Source organism: Cupriavidus sp. GA3-3 (assembly GCF_000389805.1).
GTDB lineage: Bacteria > Pseudomonadota > Gammaproteobacteria > Burkholderiales > Burkholderiaceae > Cupriavidus > Cupriavidus necator_D.
The window spans coordinates 256,450-275,638 of the sequence record NZ_KB944460.1 but is presented as its reverse complement, the minus strand read 5'-3'; the positions used below and the strand labels follow the sequence as shown (position 1 = coordinate 275,638).

The window sequence follows — 19,189 nt, the reverse complement described above, 5'->3', positions numbered from 1 at the left end:
GCCTGACATCACGGCGACGCAATATGGTGTAAAGGGCCAGGCGCGCGGCCGTGCCGGGCACCTCAGCCCGCCGGCGACTGGAACGGATGGTATTGATAGAGCCAGGTCTCCGACAGCGGCTTGCCGTTGAGCCTCAGGAACAGGCGGATATCGACCGGCTGGTTGCCGTCGGCGGTCAGGTCAAATTGTGCACGCCAGTGGCCCGGCACATTGTTGGGCACGGCTTCTGTGAAGACGTAGGAGAAGCTGCCGCGCGATGCGGTCAGTACGGCTTCAGGTTTGACGCCGAAGGGCAGTTTCTCCAGCGGCGCGCCCTTGAACTCGACCATGAACTTGCGCACGCCCTTGGGCCGCGGCTGGCCCGGCTGACCGCCATTGCCCAGGCGCGTGGCCACGCAGCGCGCCAGCGGCGAGGGGAAGGGCTCGTCGGCCTGCCAGTGCAGCCGGTAGCGCAGGCGGTAGGTGCTGCCGGCCCTGGCCGGGGCCTTGGGCACCCACATGGCGACAATGTTGTCGTGGATCTCGTCATCGGTGCGCAGCTCAACCAGCTGCACCGAACCGGCGCCCCAGCCGTCGCGCGGCTCGACCCACAGGCTCGGGCGGCGCTCATAGTTGACGCCGTCCTGGTAGTGGTCGAACAGGCGGTCGCGCTGCAGCAGCCCGAAGCCCTTGGGGTTATCGTCGGAAAACGCCGAGGCCGTGGTCTGCGGCGGGTTGTTCAGCGGGCGCCAGATATGCTCGCCGGCGCCGTTCCACAGCGCCAGGCCGTCGGAGTCATGCACCTCCGGGCGCCAGTCGACGGCGGTGCCTTTGATGCCCTCAGAGAACCAGAACATCGAGGTCAGCGGCGCCAGCCCCAGCCGGCCCACATCCTTGCGCAGGAACAGCGCGCACTCCACATCCATGATCACGGCCTTGCCACGCTGCATGACGAAGCGGTAGGCGCCGGCGATGCTGGGGCCATCCAGCAGCGCATAGACCGTGACGGTATCGCCGTTGCCCTCGGGCGTCTCGAACCAGAAATGGGTGAAGGCCGGGAATTCCTCGGACTTGCCGGCTTCGGCCACGTCGATGGCGATGCCGCGCGCGGACAGCCCGTACTGGTACAGGTCGCCGATGGCGCGGAAATACGACGCGCCGAGGAAGGCAACCCAGTCGTTCTTGCGCCAGTCGCGTGTCTTCTGGTCGCCGAGGCGGCTTTCCTGGAAGCGGAAGCCGGCAAAGCCGCTGCCCGGCGGCAGCTTGTGCGCGGGGCTGTCGGCCGGCATGTCGAAGTAGGCGTCGTCGTAGACGATCTCGCGGGCCTTGCCGAGGCCGCCCTTGGCGCGTTCGATCACGTGCATGCGCACCGGCGTGCGGAAGTACGTGCCGAGGTGAAAGAAGGTGACCGGGAACTGGCCTGGGCCACTGGCAAAGAGCGCGTCGTCGGTGCGGAAGCGGATCTTGCCGTGGGCGTCGTAGTCGATGCGGGACAGCACGTCCGCGGGCGGTGACGGCGGCGGCGCGTAGGGCTTGCCGGCCAGTGTGCGGGCGCGTTCGATCAGGGCGTCGAAACCGAATGGCTGGGCGTCGCCGAGTTTGATCCGGCTGGCTGCCAGCACCGACGGGGTAATGCCCAGTGCGGCGAGCGCGGCGGAGGCAGTGGCGGAGACCAGCAGGGTTCGGCGGTTCATCATGTGGCGAAAGCGTCCTTTTATTGTCCGGGGGTTGTGCAGAACTGTAAGAGACGCCGCCGTCCGCGAAAAGTTCGGACACCCTCTGTTACAGGCGGCCGCCCGCAGCCCGGCTGCAAGCGGCCGCCGCCGCACATCAGGCCTGCCCGCTGGCCCGGCGCCGCTGGCGCCGTTGCCGCGCCAGCATGTTCAGCCCCTCGACCGCGGCCGAGAACGCCATCGCCGTATAGATATAGCCCTTGGGCACATGGGTGCCGAGGCCCTCCGCGATCAGCGTCATGCCGATCATCATCAGGAAGGCCAGCGCCAGCATAACGATGGTCGGGTTGCGGTTGATGAAGTTGGCCAGCGGCGTGGCCGCGAACAGCATCGCCATCACCGCGGCGATCACCGCCACGAACATGATCTGCACATGCTCGGTCATGCCGACCGCGGTGATGATGCTGTCGATCGAGAACACCAGGTCGAGCACCAGGATCTGGCCGATGGCCGCGGCAAAGCTCTGCACCGCCTTGGCTGTGCCGCCTTCCTCGCCTTCTTCGGCGGCGGTGACGTGGTGGTGGATTTCGCGCGTGGCCTTCCAGACCAGGAAGGCGCCGCCCGCGATCAGGATGATGTCGCGCCACGACAGCCCCTGGCCCAGGATGGTGAACACCGGCTCGGTGAGCTTGACGATGAAGGCGATGGTGGCCAGCAGGCCCAGGCGCATCACCAGCGCCAGGCTGATGCCGACCTTGCGCGCCTTCTCGCGCATGGCTTCAGGCAGCTTGTTGGTCAGGATCGAGATGAAGATCAGGTTGTCGATCCCCAGCACGATTTCCATGGCCACCAGGGTGGCCAGTGCCGCCCACGCGGCGGGGTCCTGCAGCAATGCCAACGACGCTTCCATGGGGGGCTCCGGGTGTCAGGTTGCAACTCGGCGCCGGACGGTGGTCCGCCCGGGGCACATGCAGGCGTTATGTTAGCGCAGCGCCGCTTGCCCGCGCCGTGTGATCCGGAAAGATAAAGGTTGTTCTACGCGGTTGCCATGCGCCTCGATGGAATATAGTATGTGATATATCAAAAGATCCAAATCGAGCCATCAAGGAGACAGCAATGAAAGTGTGTATCTACGGCGCAGGCGCGATCGGCGGCTATGTCGGGGCGCAGCTGGCGCGCGCGGGGGCGGAGGTCAGCTTCGTCGCGCGCGGCCCCCATCTCGCGGCAATGCAGGAACATGGTGTCAGGCTGCTGATCGACGGCGAGGAGCGCGTGGCCAAGGTGCGCTGCACCAGCGATCCGCGCGAGCTCGGACACCAGGACTATGTGTTCATCACCCTCAAGGCGCATTCCGTCCCGGGCGTGGTGGACCAGATGCAGCCGCTGCTGGGGCCGGAAACCGCGGTCGTCACCGGCGTCAACGGCATTCCGTACTGGTATTTCTACAAGCATGGCGGCGACTTGGCCGGCAGTACGCTGGAAAGCGTCGATCCCGGCGGGCGCCAGTGGCAGGGCCTGGGGCCGGAGCGGGCGATCGGCTGCGTGGTCTATCCCGCGGCTGAGATCGTTGCGCCGGGCGTGATCAAGCACGTCTACGGCAAGAAGTTTCCGCTGGGCGAGCCGGATGGCAGCCGCTCGGCGCGCGTGACCCGGCTCAGCGAAATGATGATGGCCGCCGACCTGGACGCCCCGGTGCGCGACAATATCCGCGACGAGATCTGGCTCAAGCTGTGGGGCAATCTGTGCTTCAACCCGATCAGCGCGCTCACGCATGCCACGCTCGACGTCATCACCGCCGACCCGGCCACGCGGGCGCTGTCGCGCCAGATGATGGTTGAGGCGCAGGGCATCGCCGAGCGCTTCGGGGTGAAATTCCGCGTCGACGTGGAGCGGCGCATCGACGGCGCCGGTGCCGTGGGCGCGCACAAGACCTCGATGCTGCAGGACCTGGAGGCCGGGCGGGCCATGGAAATCGACCCGCTGCTGACCGTGGTGCAGGAAATGGGACGTCTGGTCGCGCAGCCCACGCCGATGTGCGATGCCGTGCTGGGTCTGATCAAGCAGCGCGACACGATGGCCAAGCTGGCCGCCTGAGCGCGGCTGGGAACAGGGGATACCGCCGGGTCAGGTATCCCCTGGCGCACGCCAGGCGCGCCAAGGTAGCGTTAGCCGGGCTTGCGAAGCGAGAAAGGCAGGCGATAGTGATATACCATATACGACAGACCGCGCACCGCTACTGTGCCGATGCATGACAACAACGCATTGTTTGATGCGTTTTCGTAATGGGTCCGGCGTTTTTGCTAAGCTGTGCGGCAATGCGGGGGGCAGCCATTCCGGCCACCTGCCGCTGGTCTCACACGAGCTCATTCATGTCTGCGCAAAGCCAATCCATCGTCCAGCCCAACGGGCTGGCCTTGTCCGTGCAACCGATCAATGCCGGCGCGAGCCTGCGCGACCAGGCCTACGCCATGTTGCGCCAGGCCATCGCCGACGCTGACATCTACCAGTCGCGCGACGAGATCCGCCTCGATGAGCGGGTACTGAGCGAGGCCATGGGTGTCAGCCGCACGCCCATCCGCGAAGCCATGACGCTGCTGGAGCAGGAGGGCTTCCTGCGCACCGTGCCCCGGCGCGGCATCTACATCATGCGCAAGACCAAGCGCGAGATCGTGGAGATGATCCAGATGTGGGCCGCGCTGGAAAGCATGGCCGCGCGGCTGGCCACCGAGAACGCCACCGATGCCGAGATCGCGCAGCTGCGCAGCATGTTCGACAGCTTCCGCGATTCCACCCCGGCCGAGCATATCGAAGAGTATTCCGACGCCAATATCGCCTTCCACCAGGCGATCGTGCAGCTGTCCAAGTCGCAGATCATCATGGACACGATCCGCAATATCTTCATCCACGTGCGCGCGATCCGGAAGATGACGATCTCGCAGAGCGACCGGGCGGCACGTTCGATCGTGGACCACCTGCGCATCATCGAGGCGCTGGAGAAACGCGATACCGAGCTGGCCGAGCGGCTGGTGCGGCAGCATTCGCTGGATCTGGCTGACTACGTGGAACGGCACTGCGACTTCCTCGACTGAAGGCGGGCGGGGTAGGGCGGCAAAACGGCGGACCTTGGTCCGCCGTTTTGCTTTTGTACGTTCCCGGATGACGCGCAAGCTTTTCGCGCTATGGTATGTGATATATCAATGCGGAAAAGATGCTGGCTGACTGATTCGGAATTTCACTGGGTTTCCCACTTCGGGCAAGCAAAGCAGGCCGATTGCTGCATTGCATCGTCGAAATTTGTGTTGCATCGGGCAAACTCCTCTTGCTCTCTTCTGATATATCACATACCGTATGTCATCAAGAGGGCCGGAACGGACGCGAGCGAGTACGCGCCGGGCACCAGAACAGACCATATACAAGTGAAACCATCGTCCGAGGAGACATCCGAAATGGAAACCAAGGCACTGCAAGGCGTTCGCATCCTGGACATGACCCACGTCCAGGCGGGCCCCTCGGCCACGCAGCTGATGGCGTGGCTGGGCGCGGACGTGATCAAGGTGGAAATGCCCGGCCGCGGGGACATCACCCGCAGCCAGCTGCGCGACGTGCCCAATGCCGACAGCCTGTACTTCACCATGCTCAACAGCAACAAGCGCAGCCTGACGCTGAACATGAAGACGCCCGAAGGCAAGGCGCTGCTCGAAGACCTGGTCCAGCGCAGCGACGTGCTGATCGAGAACTTCGGGCCGGGTGTGCTCGAGCGCGCGGGCTTTGACTGGGACCACCTGCAGGACCTGAACCCGCGGCTGGTCTATGCCTCGATCAAGGGCTTCGGCCCGGGGCCGTACGCGGACTGCAAGGCGTATGAGAACGTGGCCCAGTGCATGGGCGGTTCGGCCTCCACCACGGGCGATGCCGAGGGCGTGCCCACTGTCACCGGCGCGCAGATCGGTGATTCGGGCACGGGCGTGCATTGCGTGGTCGGCATCCTGGCCGCGCTGCTGCAGCGCGAGCACACCGGCCGCGGCCAGCGCGTGGAAGTGGCGATGCAGGACGCGGTGCTGAACCTGTGCCGCGTCAAGCTGCGCGACCAGCAGCGCCTGGCCAACGGCCCGCTGCGCGAGTACCCGAACGAAGAGTTCGGCGACCACGTGCCGCGCGCCGGCAATGCCTCGGGCGGCGGCCAGCCTGGCGCGGCGCTGCGCTGCGCGCCGGGCGGCCCTAACGACTATGTCTACGTCATCATCCAGCCGCAAGGCTGGGAGCCGCTGATGCGCCTGTGCGGGCGCGAGGACCTGATCACCAATCCGGACTACGCCACGCCAGAAGCACGCCTCAAGCACCTGGCCGACTGCTTCGCCGTGATCGAGAAATGGACCGGTGGCCGCAGCAAGTTCGACGTGATGGCGGCGCTCAACGAGGTCGATGTTCCGTGCGGCCCGATCCTGTCGATGAAGGACCTGATCGAGGACGAGTCGCTGTACCAGCGCGGCTACCTGAAGGAGCTGGAGCACCCGCAGCGCGGCAGCTACGTGCAGCTGGGCTGCCCGATCACGCTCTCGGCATCGCCGGTGGAGATCGAGCGTTCGCCGCTGCTGGGCGAGCATACCGAAGAGATTCTCGAGTGGCTGGGGCGCTCGCCCGCGCAGATCGCCGCGATGAAGCTGGCCGGCGCGGTATGACGCAAGCCTGACGTCATTCCCGCCTGTGCGGGAATGACGAATCCGGGCGCGAGCCGCCCACGATCCCATTTCTTCCAAGATCCTGCAACCGACATCGGAGCAGGCAGGGCCCCGCTTTGCCTGCGCAAGGAGCATGCTGTGCAAACCTGGATACGCTTTCGCCGCGCTGACGGCAGCATCGGCCATGGCCGCATCGACGAAGCCGATGGCAACCGTGTCGTCGAATATGACGGCGACGGTTTCAACGACCCCGCCCCCACCGGCGCCGTGCATGAGCGCGCGTCGCTGACGCTGCTCGCGCCCTGTGCGCCGGGCAAGGTGGTGGCACTGTGGAACAACTTCCACGCACTCGCGCGCAAGCTGGAAAAGCCCGTGCCCACGCACCCGCTGTTCCTGCTCAAGCCGGCCTCGTCGCTGGCCGGGCCGGGCGATGCGGTGCAGCGCCCCAAGAGCTACGACGGCAAGATCGTCTATGAGGGCGAGCTGGGCATCGTGATCGGCAGCAAGGCGCGCAATGTGTCGGTGGCCGAGGCCGGCGCGCATATCTTCGGCTATACCGTCGTCAACGACGTGACCGCGGCCGAGCTGATCACGGCCGACCCCAACTTCCCGCAGTGGACGCGCGCCAAGGGCTTCGACACCTTCGGCTGCATCGGCCCGGCCATTGTCTGCGGCTTCAACTGGAAGGCCGCCAGCGTCATCACGCGGCTCGATGGCGTGGAGCGGCAGAACTACCCGCTGTCGGACATGATCTTCTCGCCCGAGGAACAGGTCAGCCGGATCTCGCAGGACCTGACGCTGATGCCCGGCGACGTGATTGCGTGCGGCACCTCGATCGGCGTGGGATCGATGAAGGACGGTGCGGTGGTCGAGGTGGCGATCGCGGGCATCGGCTCGCTGGTCAACCACGTGCGCGGCTGAGCCGGCGCCCGATTCCTTCCAAAAAACGGTGAATGCCATGCCAATGACGATCGGTGTGCCACGCGAAGTCCACCCGGGCGAGCGGCGCGTTGCCGCCACGCCCGACTCGGTCAGGGAACTGCTCAAGCTCGGCTACCAGGTGGTGGTGGAGAGCGGCGCCGGCCAGGAAGCGTCGTTCTCCGACGCTGACTACAGCGCCGCCGGTGCGGCCATTGTCGACGCGGCCAGCCTGTGGGCCTCGGTCGACGTGGTGATCAAGGTGCGCCCGCCGCAGGTCCATCCCAGCCTGGGCGTGGAAGAGGCGGCGCTGCTGAAGAAGCATGCCACGCTGATCGGCTTTGTCTGGCCGGCGCAGCAGATGGCGATGCTGGAGCGGCTGACGCAGCGCGGCGCAACCGTGCTGGCGATGGACTGCGTGCCGCGCATCTCGCGCGCGCAGAAGCTCGATGCGCTCAGCTCGATGGCCAATATGGCGGGCTACCGCGCGGTGATCGAAGCCGCGCATGCGTTCGGGCGGCCCTTTGCCGGACAGATCACGGCCGCGGGCAAGATCCCGCCGGCGCGCGTGCTGGTGATCGGCGCGGGCGTGGCGGGGCTGGCGGCCATCGGCGCGGCGCGCAGCCTGGGTGCGGTGGTGCGCGCCTTCGATACGCGGCCGGTGGTGCGCCAGCAGATCGAAAGCCTGGGCGCCGAGTTCCTGACCGTCGAGATCGAAGAGGACGGCAGCGGCAGCGGCGGCTATGCCAAGGAGATGAGCCCGGCCTTTATCGAAGCCGAGATGCGTCTCTTTGCCGAACAGGCGCGCGAGGTCGACATCATCATCACCACCGCGCTGATCCCGGGCAGGCCCGCTCCCAAGCTGCTCGAGGCCGGCACGGTGGGCCTGATGCGCGCCGGCAGCGTGGTGGTCGACCTGGCTGCTGAGCAGGGCGGCAACTGCGTGCTGACCGTTCCGGGCGAGGCGGTGCGGCAGCACGGCGTCACCATCATCGGCTACACCGACCTGCCCAGCCGCATGGCGGCGCAGGCCAGCCAGCTCTATGGCACCAATATCCGCCACCTGCTGACGGAGCTGACGCCGGGCAAGGACGGCCAGCTCGTGGTCGACATGGACGACGAGATGATCCGCGGTGCCACGGTGCTGCACCAGGGCACGGTGACCTGGCCACCGCCGCCGCTGACGGTGGCGATCCCGCAGCAGCAGGCGCCGGCCGCGCCGCCGCCGGTGCAGGCCGAGGCCGAGCCGCCGCGCAGCCGCACCGGCGCGACGCTGATCGCGCTGGCCATCGCGGCGGCGGCGCTGCTGGGCCTGGGCGCGGTCGCGCCGCCGGCCTTCATGGCGCATTTCACGGTGTTCGTGCTGGCGATCTTTGTCGGCTACCAGGTGGTGTGGAACGTCACCGCCGCGCTGCATACGCCACTGATGAGCGTGACCAATGCCATCAGCGGGATCATCGTGGTGGGCGCGCTGGTGCAGCTGGGCAAGCCGTCGCTGCTGACGGCGGTGATTGCCGGCAGCGCGGTGCTGCTGGCCACCATCAATATCGCCGGCGGCTTCCTGGTGACGCAGCGCATGCTCAAGATGTTCCAGCGGGACTAGAGACGGGGAGACAGGGATGCCATCCGGAATCAGCAATATCGCTTACCTGGGCGCCAGCGCGCTCTTCATCCTCAGCCTGAGCGGGCTGAGCCACCCCGGCACCGCGCGCCGCGGCAACCTGCTGGGCATCGCCGGCATGGTGATCGCGGTGCTGACCACCGTGCTGGCGGGCAGCCCGGACGGCATCGCCATCATCATCGGCGCGATGCTGGTGGGCGGCATCGCCGGTGCCATGCTGGCCAGGCGCGTGGAAATGACGCAGATGCCGCAGTTGGTGGCGGTGCTGCACAGCTTCGTCGGCCTGGCCGCGGTGCTGGTGGGTTATGCCAACTACCTGGATAGCCATGCGCTGACCGGCGCGGAGAAGGCCATCCATGAAGTGGAAACCTACCTTGGCATCCTGATCGGCGCGGTCACGTTCACGGGCTCGATCATCGCCTTCCTGAAGCTGCAGGGCACCATGGGCGGCAAGCCGATGCTGCTGCCCGGGCGGCATGCCTTGAATGCCATCGCGCTGCTGGTTTGCGTGTGGCTGGGCTATGCCTTCCTGAGCGCGCCCGACGCGCAGCAGGGGCTGGTGCCGCTGGCGGCGATGACGGTGATTGCGCTGCTGGTCGGCGCGCACCTGGTGCTGGCCATCGGCGGCGCCGACATGCCGGTGGTGGTGTCGATGCTCAACAGCTACTCCGGCTGGGCCGCGGCGGCCACCGGCTTCATGCTGGGCAATGACCTGCTGATCATCACCGGGGCGCTGGTGGGATCGAGCGGCGCCATCCTCAGCTACATCATGTGCAAGGCGATGAACCGCAAGTTCCTGTCGGTGATCCTGGGCGGCTTCGGCGCGGTGCAGGCACAGGGCGCGGCGACCGAGCAGGGCGAAGTGCTGCCGGTGTCCAGCGAGGAAGTCGGCAACCTGCTCAAGGACGCCAGCGACGTGATCATCGTGCCGGGCTACGGCATGGCGGTGGCGCAGGCGCAGGGCACCATCAGCGAGATCGCGCGGCGGCTGCGGGCGCAGGGCGTCACCGTGCGCTTCGGCATCCACCCGGTCGCTGGCCGCCTGCCCGGGCACATGAACGTGCTGCTGGCCGAGGCGCGCGTGCCGTACGACATCGTGCTGGAGATGGAAGAGATCAACGACGACTTCGAGAAGGCCGACGTGGTGCTGGTGGTGGGCGCCAACGACATCGTCAACCCCGGTGCGCTGGAAGACCCGGGCAGCCCCATTGCCGGCATGCCGGTGCTGGAAGTCTGGAAGGCCCGCACCGTGGTGGTGTCCAAGCGCAGCATGGCGGCGGGCTATGCGGGCGTGGACAACCCGTTGTTCTACAAGGACAACACGCGGATGTGGTTCGGCGACGCCAAGGGCAGTGTCGATGCCCTGCTGAGGCAGCTGGAGGAAGCGCCGGCCTGAGTTAGCGAGTCGAGGTCTCCAAGCTGAGCAGTTCAGGCGGCCGCGAAGCCACCGCCGCCCCGCGTTTGTCGGGGCGGCGGTGGCTTTTGTTGTCTGGATGGGTCCATAGACAACCTGTTATGGAAGCCCGGCGGGGGATTCATGCCAGCTCCGCGATATATAAACGATCGCAAATAGAAACGATAAAAAACTTTAAGACTAGTCAAATTAAGCTTCAGGTAGCATCAATCCACGACTTCATGTGCCGCAATGCCAGGCGCCGGTCTAGTTGTGAGAAGGGCAACCCACAAAGCCCTGTTGTGCCAGTCGAGGCACAAACAAACAGTACCAGGAGACAAGACAGATGGCGCAATTTGAAGTATCGGCCCCGGCCGGTCACGGCAACGTGAACGGGCGCGGCCTGCAGAACCGTTGGATCCAGCTTGCAATTGGCGTGGTGTGCATGGGGCTGGTGGCGAATTTGCAATACGGCTGGACCCTCTTCGTGTCACCGATGGACGCCAAGCATCACTGGGGCGCGTCCGCCATCCAGGTGGCATTCTCCATTTTCATCGTGACGGAAACCTGGCTGGTGCCGCTGGAGGGCTGGCTGGTGGACAAGTTTGGCCCGCGCCCGGTAGTGGCGGGCGGGGCGATCTGCGCGGGCCTGGCATGGGTGATGAATGCCTATGCGACCACGCTGCCGGAACTGTATGCGGCCGCGGTGATTGCCGGCATCGGCGCGGGCGGTGTCTATGGGACCTGCGTCGGCAACGCGCTGAAGTGGTTCCCGGACAAGCGCGGCCTCGCGGCCGGACTGACGGCGGCGGGTTTCGGCGCGGGCGCGGCCATTACGGTGATCCCCATCGCCAACATGATCCAGAGCTCGGGCTATGAAAAGGCCTTCCTGACCTTCGGCATCCTGCAGGGCGTGTGCATCTTCGTGCTGGCACTGCTGCTGGTGAAGCCCAGGCCGCCCAAGGGCGCGGTGGCGGCCAAGGCGGTACTGACCAACCCGGTCGAGTTCTCGCCGGGGCAGATGGTGAAGACGCCGGTGTTCTGGCTGATCTACGTGAGCTTTGTCGCGGTGGCGGCGGGGGGGATCATGGCGACGGCGCAGCTCGGGCCCATCGCCAAGGACTATGGCTTCGCCTCGATGCCGGTGACGATGCTGGGCATGACGCTGCCGCTGCTGACCATGACCTTGTCGATCGACAACCTGTGCAATGGCTTTACGCGGCCCTTGTGCGGTTTCCTGTCGGACAAGTTCGGGCGCGAGAACACCATGTTCGTGATCTTCGTCGGCGAGGGGCTGGCGCTGCTCGGGCTGATGCAGATGGGGCACAACCCGTACTGGTTCATGTTCTTCGCGGCGCTGACCTTCCTGTTCTGGGGCGAGATCTTCTCGATTTTCCCGGCCTTGTGCGCCGATACCTTCGGCAGCAAATTCGCCGCGGCCAATGCCGGCACCCTGTACACGGCGAAGGGCACGGCGGCGATGGTGGTGCCGCTGGCATCGATCCTGTCGGCGCATGGCGGCTGGGGAGCCGTGTTCTCGGTGGCGGCGGTGGTGACGATTGCGGCAGGGATCTCGGCCAAGGTGTTGCTGGCGCCCATGCGCAAGCGCTTTATCACCGGGCATGCCGAGGCAGTGCGCGTGTCCGACACCGCGTTCCTGGCTGGCATTTCGCCGCGTCAGGGGGAGTAATCCCGGGCTGAAGGGTAGAGGGGGGCTGGCGTAGGCTGCCGGGCTTCCGGAGCGGGGGCAGGACATTCCCATTAGTGGGCGCGCTGGTGTTCGCGGAGGACGCCAGTGCGCGGCAATGTGTTCCAGAGAGCCATAAAGCCGCTGGAATTTTTGGTATGTAGTATATCTTCATGCGTAATCCCGGCGAGATTTCCAGGCTTCGACATGGCCCGGAAATCTGTGCCGATTGCGCATGAATCGCGTGCTTTCAGAAATTACGCTGATTTAGCCGTAGTTGCCTGCAAAATTGCTGCGCCGCATCGACGAAACTTGAAGGGCTAGGGGAAATTCTTCTTGCTTCGTTCTGATATATCACATACCGTATGTCATCAAGATCGAGTGAAACGATCGGGCGCCGCAAGGCATACGGGTAGCAACAGCGAAGGGCGAGAAGGCGAGAGTGCCCCGCCCCGTAAAGAGTTCAACGAGGAGACCAAGACATGTCCGAAGTCGTCGAAGCCAAGCGGGTCGGGAGCACCACGCGGAAGACACCCTGAATTAGAAGAATTCCAACCCCAGTCAATTTGTATAGAAGGAATCAACCATGGCAGAAGTCGGAAACGAACTGCAGCGTCACGCCACGGAAGAACATCAGGCACAAACCGATGGTTTTCATCTGGTCATCGACGCGCTGAAGCTGAACGGCATCGAGAACATCTACGGTCTGCCCGGCATTCCGGTCACCGATCTGGCCCGTCTGGCACAGGCCAACGGCATGCGCGTCATCAGCTTCCGTCACGAGCAGAACGCAGGCAACGCAGCAGCGATTGCCGGCTTTCTCACCCAAAAGCCGGGCGTTTGCCTGACCGTTTCTGCGCCGGGCTTCCTGAACGGGCTGACGGCGCTGGCGCATGCGACCACCAACTGCTTCCCGATGATCCTGATCAGCGGCTCGAGCGAGCGCGAGATCGTCGATTTGCAGCAGGGTGACTACGAAGAGATGGACCAGCTGGCCATCGCCCGTCCGCACGCCAAGGCTGCCTTCCGCGTGCTGCACGCTGAAGACATTGGTGTCGGGATTGCGCGTGCCATTCGTGCCGCCGTGTCGGGCCGTCCGGGCGGTGTGTACCTGGACCTGCCGGCCAAGCTGCTGGGCCAGTCGATGGAAGCCGAGAAGGGCCGCAAGTCGCTGATCAAGGTGGTGGATCCGGCCCCGCGCCAACTGCCTGCACCGGACTCGATCGACCGTGCCGTCGCGCTGCTGAAGAGCGCCAAGCGCCCGCTGATCCTGCTGGGCAAGGGTGCCGCGTACGCACGCGCCGAAGCGGATATCCGCACGCTGGTCGAGAAGACGGGCATTCCGTACCTGCCGATGTCGATGGCCAAGGGCCTGCTGCCCGATACGCATCCGCAATCGGCCTCGGCCGCACGCTCGTATGTGCTGGCTGAAGCTGACGTGGTGTTGCTGGTCGGCGCCCGCCTGAACTGGCTGCTGTCGCATGGCAAGGGCAAGACCTGGGGCAAGCCGAAGCAATTCATCCAGATCGACATCGCGGCGACCGAGATGGACAGCAACGTCGCCATCGCCGCGCCGGTAGTGGGTGACATTGGTTCGTGCGTGTCGGCGATCCTCGACAAGGTCGGCAATGACTTTGCCAAGCCGGGCGCCGAGTGGCTGAACGCGGTGGCCGACCGCAGGGACACGAACCTGGCGAAGATGGCCGAGACCCTGGCCAGGTCCAAGGATGTCTCGCCGATGAACTTCCACGGCGCGCTGAACGTGCTGAAGGATGTGGTCAAGGCCAACCCGGGCATCTCGTTCGTCAACGAAGGCGCCAACACGCTGGACTACGCCCGTGCCGTGATCGACATGTACGAGCCGCGCAAGCGCCTGGACGTAGGCACCTGGGGCGTGATGGGCGTGGGCATGGGCTACGCGGTCGCCGCGGCGGTCGAGACCAGCAAGCCGGTGCTGGCGCTGTGCGGTGACAGTGCGTTCGGTTTCTCGGGCATGGAAGTCGAGACGATCTGCCGTTACAACCTGCCGGTCTGCATCGTCATTTTCAACAACAACGGCGTCTACAAGGGCATCGACGTGAATCCGACCGGCGGCAAGGATCCGGCGGTCACGACGTTCGTCCCGGGCGCGCGCTACGACAAGATGATGGAAGCGTTCGGTGGCGTCGGCCGCAACGTCACCACGCCGGCGGAACTCGAGGCTGCGGTGAACGAAGCCCTGCGCTCGGGCAAGCCCACGCTGGTCAACGCTGTCATCGATCCGGCTGCTGGCACGGAAAGCGGTCGTCTGACCAATCTGAATCCGCAAAGCTCGGCCAAGAAGTAATTCACCCGAATTTCACCCCTCTGATCCAATAGGAGAACGAAAGTGAACCTCCCACTCAACGGCATCAAGATCATCGACTTCACGCACGTCCAGGCCGGTCCCGCCTGCACGCAGCTTCTCGCGTGGTTCGGTGCGGACGTGATCAAGGTCGAGCGCCCCGGTTCCGGCGACGTGACGCGCACCCAGCTGCGCGACATCCCGGATGTCGATGCGCTGTACTTCACCATGCTCAACAGCAACAAGCGCAGCCTGACGCTGGACACCAAGAAGCCGGAAGGCAAGAAGATCCTGGAGCAGCTGATCCGCGAGTCGGACGTGCTGGTCGAGAACTTCGGCCCGGGCGCGCTGGACCGCATGGGGTTCTCGTGGGAACGCATCAACGAACTGAACCCGAAGATGATCGTGGCTTCGGTCAAGGGCTTCAGCGACGGCCACCACTATGAAGACCTGAAGGTCTACGAGAACGTGGCCCAGTGCGCCGGCGGCGCGGCCTCGACCACCGGCTTCTGGGATGGCCCGCCGACGGTGTCCGCCGCGGCGCTGGGCGATTCCAACACCGGCATGCACCTGGCCATCGGCATCCTCACCGCGCTGATCGGCCGCGACAAGACCGGCAAGGGCCAGAAGGTGGCTGTGTCGATGCAGGATGCGGTGCTGAACCTGTGCCGGGTCAAGCTGCGCGACCAGCAGCGCCTGGACCGCCTGGGCTACCTGGAAGAGTACCCGCAGTATCCGCACGGCAGCTTCAGCGACGTGGTGCCGCGCGGCGGCAACGCGGGCGGCGGCGGCCAGCCGGGCTGGGTGCTGAAGTGCAAGGGCTGGGAAACCGACCCCAACGCCTATATCTACTTCACCATCCAGGGCCATGCCTGGGAGCCGATCTGCAAGGCGCTGGGCAAGCCGGAATGGATTTCCGATCCCAACTACGCCACCGCCAAGGCTCGCCAGCCGCATATCTTCGATATCTTCAACACCATCGAGGAATGGCTGGCCGACAAGACCAAGTACGAGGCCGTGGACATCCTGCGCAAGTTCGACATCCCGTGCTCGCCGGTGCTGTCGATGAAGGAAATCGCCGCCGATCCGTCGCTGCGCGCCAGCGGCAGCATCACCGAGGTGCCGCACAAGGAGCGCGGTACCTACCTGACGGTGGGCAGCCCGATCAAGTTCTCCGACCTCAAGCCGGAGATCACCGGGTCGCCACTGCTGGGCGAGCATAGCGAAGAGGTGCTGGCCGGCCTGGGCTACGGCGCGGACGACATCAAGCGCCTGCGCGAGTCCCAGGTGATCTGACGCTGCCCGCCGGCACTTGTGGCCGGAGTGTACGCCGGGGTCTCGCGCATAGCGGGCCCCGGCGTTTTTGCTTGCAGCGTGGCCATGTGGCACGCTACCTTGATGGCCATGACAGGCTGGCGCCGACCGGCCCTGGTAATAACGAGGGAATCCCCATGACAGACCAGATCGATTACGCGCAACTGGTGTCCGCCATCGGCGACGCCATCATCATCTCCGACGCCAAGGGCGCCATCACGCTATGGAATCCCGCCGCCGAGCGCATGTTCGGCTTTACCCAGGCCGAGGTCATGGGCAAGTCGCTCGACCTGATCATCCCTGAGCGCCTGCGCGGGCGGCACTGGGAGGGCTACGGCAAGACCATGGCGACCGGCATCACGCGCTACGGCCACGACCTGCTCAAGGTGCCCGCGGTCGACAAGGACGGCAAGGCCATGTCGATCGCCTTCACCGTGGCGCTGCTCAAGGATGATGCGGGCGCCATCACCGGCATCGTCGCCGTGATCCGCGACGAGACCGTGCGCTTCCAGGAGGAGCGGGCGCTGAAGAAGCGGCTGGTGGAGCTGGAAAACCAGGTCAAGGAACAGGCCTGAGGCGCGTGCCATTTCCGTGATCCCGGGCCAGCCGCGCAGCGCGTCGGCCCGGTGGCCAGGCCTGGTCCTGGCCGTTTCCTGTTTGCGCGGCGGCCCCGGCCGGGGCCGCCGCGCAGGTCTCGATTGTCCCCCGAGTTTTCCCGAATAGGTGGCCGGCATGCACTTCCAGCGCCGCTTTGGCGTAGCCGATCGTGGTCTTTTCGGTACCAAAAGCGTTGACTGAGTACCGAATGCCTCCTACATTTGGAGCCCTGACAAAGACAGATCCGAGGAGGCAACATGAGCCGTCAAGCTTCGGCCGCTGCGGTAGTCCATGGCGGCGCTACGGTGGGCCAGCTCTATGCGGCCGCGCTGCGTGCCAGGCCCGGCGTGCCCGCCATCGTCGGCGACGACACCACGCTGAGCTATGAGGCGCTCGCGCGGCAGTGCGCGCGCGTCGCGCGGCTGTTTGCCGCCCGCGGCCTGGCGCGCCAGGATGCCGTGGCCTTCCTGGTGGGCAACCGCACCGAAGCGGTCGCCGCCATCATCGCCGCGCAGCTGGCCGGGCTGAAGAATGTGTCGCTGCATCCGATGGCATCGGAAGCGGATCACGCCTTCGTGCTGCAGGATGCCGGGGTGCGGGCGCTGGTGGTGGACAACGCCCGCTTCACCGAGCGCGCGCGCGTGCTGGCAGCCGGCGCCGGCCTGCAGGTCCTGCCGCTGGACGATGGCGAGTTCGGGCCTGGCCTGGCCAATGCGGCGGCTGCGTTCGATGACACGCCCGTGGTTCCCGGCGACGACCCCACGGAAATCAGCCGGCTGGCCTATACCGGCGGCACCACTGGCCGTTCCAAGGGCATCCTGCATACGCACCGGACCACGGTGACGGTGCTGCAGTACATGCTGGCCAGCTACGAATGGCCGGCGCAGATCCGCTACCTGGTGACCACGCCGATCTCGCATGCGTCCGGCAGCCTGTTCCTGCCGACGCTGCTGCGCGGCGGCACCATCTACGTGTGCGACAAGTTCAGTCCCGCCGATTTCCTGCGACGCGTGGCCGAACAACGGATCAACCTGACCTTTTTGGTGCCCACGCAGATCTATGGCCTGCTCGATTGCGACGGGCTGGACACGGCCGACCTGTCCAGCCTGGAGCTGGTGCTCTACGGCGCGGCGCCGATCGCGCCGGTGCGTCTCGCTGACGCGCTGCGCCGCATCGGCCCGGTGTTCGGACAGGTCTACGGCCAGGCTGAAGTGCCGATGTGCATCAGCTACCTGAGCCAGCGCGACCACGATCCGGACAACCCCGAGCGCCTGCGCTCGTGCGGCAAGGTGATCCCGGGCAACCAGGTCAAGCTGCTGGACCCCGACCTGCGTGAAGTCGCGCCGGGCGAGGTGGGCGAGCTGTGCGTGCGCGGTCCGCTGGTGATGGAAGGCTACCTGAACCGGCCCGAGGAAGACGCCAAGGTCTTTGCCGGCGACTGGCTGCATACCGGCGACATGGCCCGTTGCGACAGCGAGGGCTTCCTGTACATCGTCGACCGCGCCAAGGACATGATCATCAGCGGCGGCTTCAACGTGTACCCGAGCGAGGTGGAGCATTGCCTGGCGCTGCACCCGGCCATCGCCATGTCCGCGGTGATCGGCATCCCCGACGCCAAGTGGGGCGAGGCGGTCACCGCCGTGGTCGTGGCACGGCCCGGTGCCGCGCTTACCGAGGCCGACGTGATCGGCCACGTGACGCAGCACAAGGGCGTGGTCAATGCGCCCAAGCAGGTGGTGTTCGTGGATGAGCTGCCGCTGACCGCGCTGGGCAAGATCGACCGCAAGGCCATCCGCGGCCGCTACTGGGGCGGCCAGGAGAGGCAGGTGGCCTGAGCGCGGTTACCTTCCGGCGTGCGGCTGGGACGAGCGCGCGCCGGTGTCCGCGCGGCACAGCAGGCCGTTCAGGATGATCTCGTAGAACTCGCTGAAGGCATCGCCGATCTTCAGGCCGGTTTCCTTCAGGAACTGCTGGTTGCGCAGCCGGTGCGCGGCGCCCAGGATCGCTTCGGAAACCAGCCGCGGATTGTGCGGCGCCATCAGCCCTTGCCGCATGCCTGCCTCGAGCAGGCTCTCAAGCCCGCGCACGCGCGCCAGCTGGTAGTCGTCGAATGCCGCCCGGCCGCTGTCGATCGCATCCAGGTCCGCCAGCGCGGCCTTGCTCAGTCCCGATGTGTTGAGCGCGGCATGCAGGTAGGCGGACACTGCCCGCGCCGCATCGCTTTCGCGGCGCGCCGCGGCAAAGCCCCTTTCCAGGTTGTCAGCGAGCACGTCGCGGCAGATGCCGACGAACAGCGCCTCCTTGGTCGGCGCGATCTCGTACAGGCGCCGCCGTGAGCAGCGCATGCGTCGGGCAATCTCGCCGATGGTCAGCGACGACACGCCTTCGGTGCTCAGCAGCCGGGTCAGTTCGTGGGCAAATTCTTCGTCGGTGCGTCGAGTCGGCATGAAACGGGTGGCAAGCCGGGCAAGTGGCGGGCGCGTGAGTGTTGATGCCGAATCTTACGACGACTGCGCCCGGGCCGGCATGGCAATGGATCCATGCCGGCCGGCACATCGCCAGCTCCCCCAGGCGCGGAATGAGTAATGGCTCAAAAGCAGCCGCCGACTGGTTTCCCAGTGCGCTTCAGGTGATAGAGTCCGTCCCCGGCAACGCAAGCAAGCTTCTAACGCTTGTATAGTGTATCTATACGCTATACATTCTTTGCTACCTGGAAATCGATGATCAAGAGTTTCGCCCATGCGGGCCTCAAACGTTTCTTCGAGACTGGCTCCAAGGCGGGAATCCAGCCGCATCACGCGCAGAGATTGCGCAATCAGCTCGGTGCGCTGGATCACGCCACGAGACCCCGGGACATGGGGGTGCCAGGTTGGAAGCTGCATCAACTGGGCGGCGACATGTCCGGCCCTGGTCTGTCAGCGTCAATGGCAACTGGCGGCTGACATTCATGTTCGACGGCATCGACGTCATCGTCGTCGATTACCAGGACTACCACTGAAGGACTT

The 19,189-nt window shown here is 65.6% G+C and carries 14 protein-coding genes and 1 pseudogene; 12 read left to right on the top strand and 3 right to left on the bottom strand.

From position 1 onward, the window contains the following. Nucleotides 1–62 precede the first annotated feature (62 nt). Nucleotides 63–1,676, bottom strand: coding sequence for a glucan biosynthesis protein (locus C265_RS01195; RefSeq protein ID WP_010810225.1), 1,614 nt, complete (start codon nucleotides 1,674–1,676; stop codon nucleotides 63–65). 133 nt (nucleotides 1,677–1,809) lie between these two features. Further along, complete coding sequence (locus tag C265_RS01190) at nucleotides 1,810–2,562, bottom strand: TerC family protein (protein ID WP_010810224.1); 753 nt, start codon at nucleotides 2,560–2,562, stop codon at nucleotides 1,810–1,812. 206 nt (nucleotides 2,563–2,768) lie between these two features. Between C265_RS01190 and C265_RS01185 the strand changes: the two genes are divergently transcribed. The 11 genes from C265_RS01185 to C265_RS01135 all read left to right on the top strand — a co-directional run bounded on the left by C265_RS01185 (nucleotide 2,769) and on the right by C265_RS01135 (nucleotide 18,019). After that, a complete protein-coding gene (locus tag C265_RS01185) occupies nucleotides 2,769–3,746 on the top strand; it encodes a 2-dehydropantoate 2-reductase (RefSeq protein WP_010810223.1) in 978 nt (325 codons plus the stop codon). A 275-nt stretch (nucleotides 3,747–4,021) separates the two neighbouring features. Continuing rightward, nucleotides 4,022–4,741 carry a GntR family transcriptional regulator gene (locus tag C265_RS01180; protein ID WP_010810222.1) on the top strand — a complete coding sequence of 240 codons (720 nt, stop codon included), beginning with the start codon at nucleotides 4,022–4,024 and terminating at the stop codon, nucleotides 4,739–4,741. A 357-nt stretch (nucleotides 4,742–5,098) separates the two neighbouring features. Further along, nucleotides 5,099–6,331: a formyl-CoA transferase gene (gene frc / locus C265_RS01175; RefSeq protein ID WP_010810221.1), complete on the top strand. Its 1,233-nt coding sequence runs from the start codon at nucleotides 5,099–5,101 to the stop codon at nucleotides 6,329–6,331. 138 nt (nucleotides 6,332–6,469) lie between these two features. Continuing rightward, entirely contained in the window at nucleotides 6,470–7,252 is a 783-nt protein-coding gene (locus tag C265_RS01170) for a fumarylacetoacetate hydrolase family protein (RefSeq protein ID WP_010810220.1), read from the top strand. Nucleotides 7,253–7,289: 37 nt separating this feature from the next. Further along, nucleotides 7,290–8,852 (top strand): Re/Si-specific NAD(P)(+) transhydrogenase subunit alpha, encoded by a 1,563-nt coding sequence (locus C265_RS01165; RefSeq protein ID WP_037023416.1) that lies wholly within the window; start codon nucleotides 7,290–7,292, stop codon nucleotides 8,850–8,852. A 16-nt stretch (nucleotides 8,853–8,868) separates the two neighbouring features. Continuing rightward, nucleotides 8,869–10,266 (top strand): Re/Si-specific NAD(P)(+) transhydrogenase subunit beta, encoded by a 1,398-nt coding sequence (gene pntB, locus C265_RS01160; RefSeq protein WP_010810218.1) that lies wholly within the window; start codon nucleotides 8,869–8,871, stop codon nucleotides 10,264–10,266. Between the two features lie 343 nt (nucleotides 10,267–10,609). After that, on the top strand, nucleotides 10,610–11,953 hold the full coding sequence (gene oxlT / locus C265_RS01155; protein ID WP_010810217.1) for an oxalate/formate MFS antiporter: 1,344 nt from the start codon (nucleotides 10,610–10,612) through the stop codon (nucleotides 11,951–11,953). Nucleotides 11,954–12,536: 583 nt separating this feature from the next. After that, entirely contained in the window at nucleotides 12,537–14,276 is a 1,740-nt protein-coding gene (oxc, locus tag C265_RS01150) for an oxalyl-CoA decarboxylase (RefSeq protein ID WP_010810216.1), read from the top strand. 42 nt (nucleotides 14,277–14,318) lie between these two features. After that, nucleotides 14,319–15,569, top strand: a complete 1,251-nt coding sequence (gene frc / locus C265_RS01145; RefSeq protein ID WP_010810215.1) for a formyl-CoA transferase — start codon at nucleotides 14,319–14,321, stop codon at nucleotides 15,567–15,569. Between the two features lie 155 nt (nucleotides 15,570–15,724). Beyond that, nucleotides 15,725–16,162, top strand: a complete 438-nt coding sequence (locus tag C265_RS01140; protein ID WP_010810214.1) for a PAS domain S-box protein — start codon at nucleotides 15,725–15,727, stop codon at nucleotides 16,160–16,162. 279 nt (nucleotides 16,163–16,441) lie between these two features. Then, on the top strand, nucleotides 16,442–18,019 hold the full coding sequence (locus tag C265_RS01135; protein ID WP_010810213.1) for an AMP-binding protein: 1,578 nt from the start codon (nucleotides 16,442–16,444) through the stop codon (nucleotides 18,017–18,019). 6 nt (nucleotides 18,020–18,025) lie between these two features. Here the strand turns inward: C265_RS01135 and C265_RS01130 are convergent, their stop codons facing one another. Further along, complete coding sequence (locus C265_RS01130) at nucleotides 18,026–18,631, bottom strand: TetR/AcrR family transcriptional regulator (protein ID WP_010810212.1); 606 nt, start codon at nucleotides 18,629–18,631, stop codon at nucleotides 18,026–18,028. 273 nt (nucleotides 18,632–18,904) lie between these two features. On the opposite strand from C265_RS01130, the pseudogene C265_RS01125 reads away from it, so the two are divergent. Then, nucleotides 18,905–19,182, top strand: a pseudogene (locus C265_RS01125) (type II toxin-antitoxin system RelE/ParE family toxin). Nucleotides 19,183–19,189: the final 7 nt, after the last annotated feature.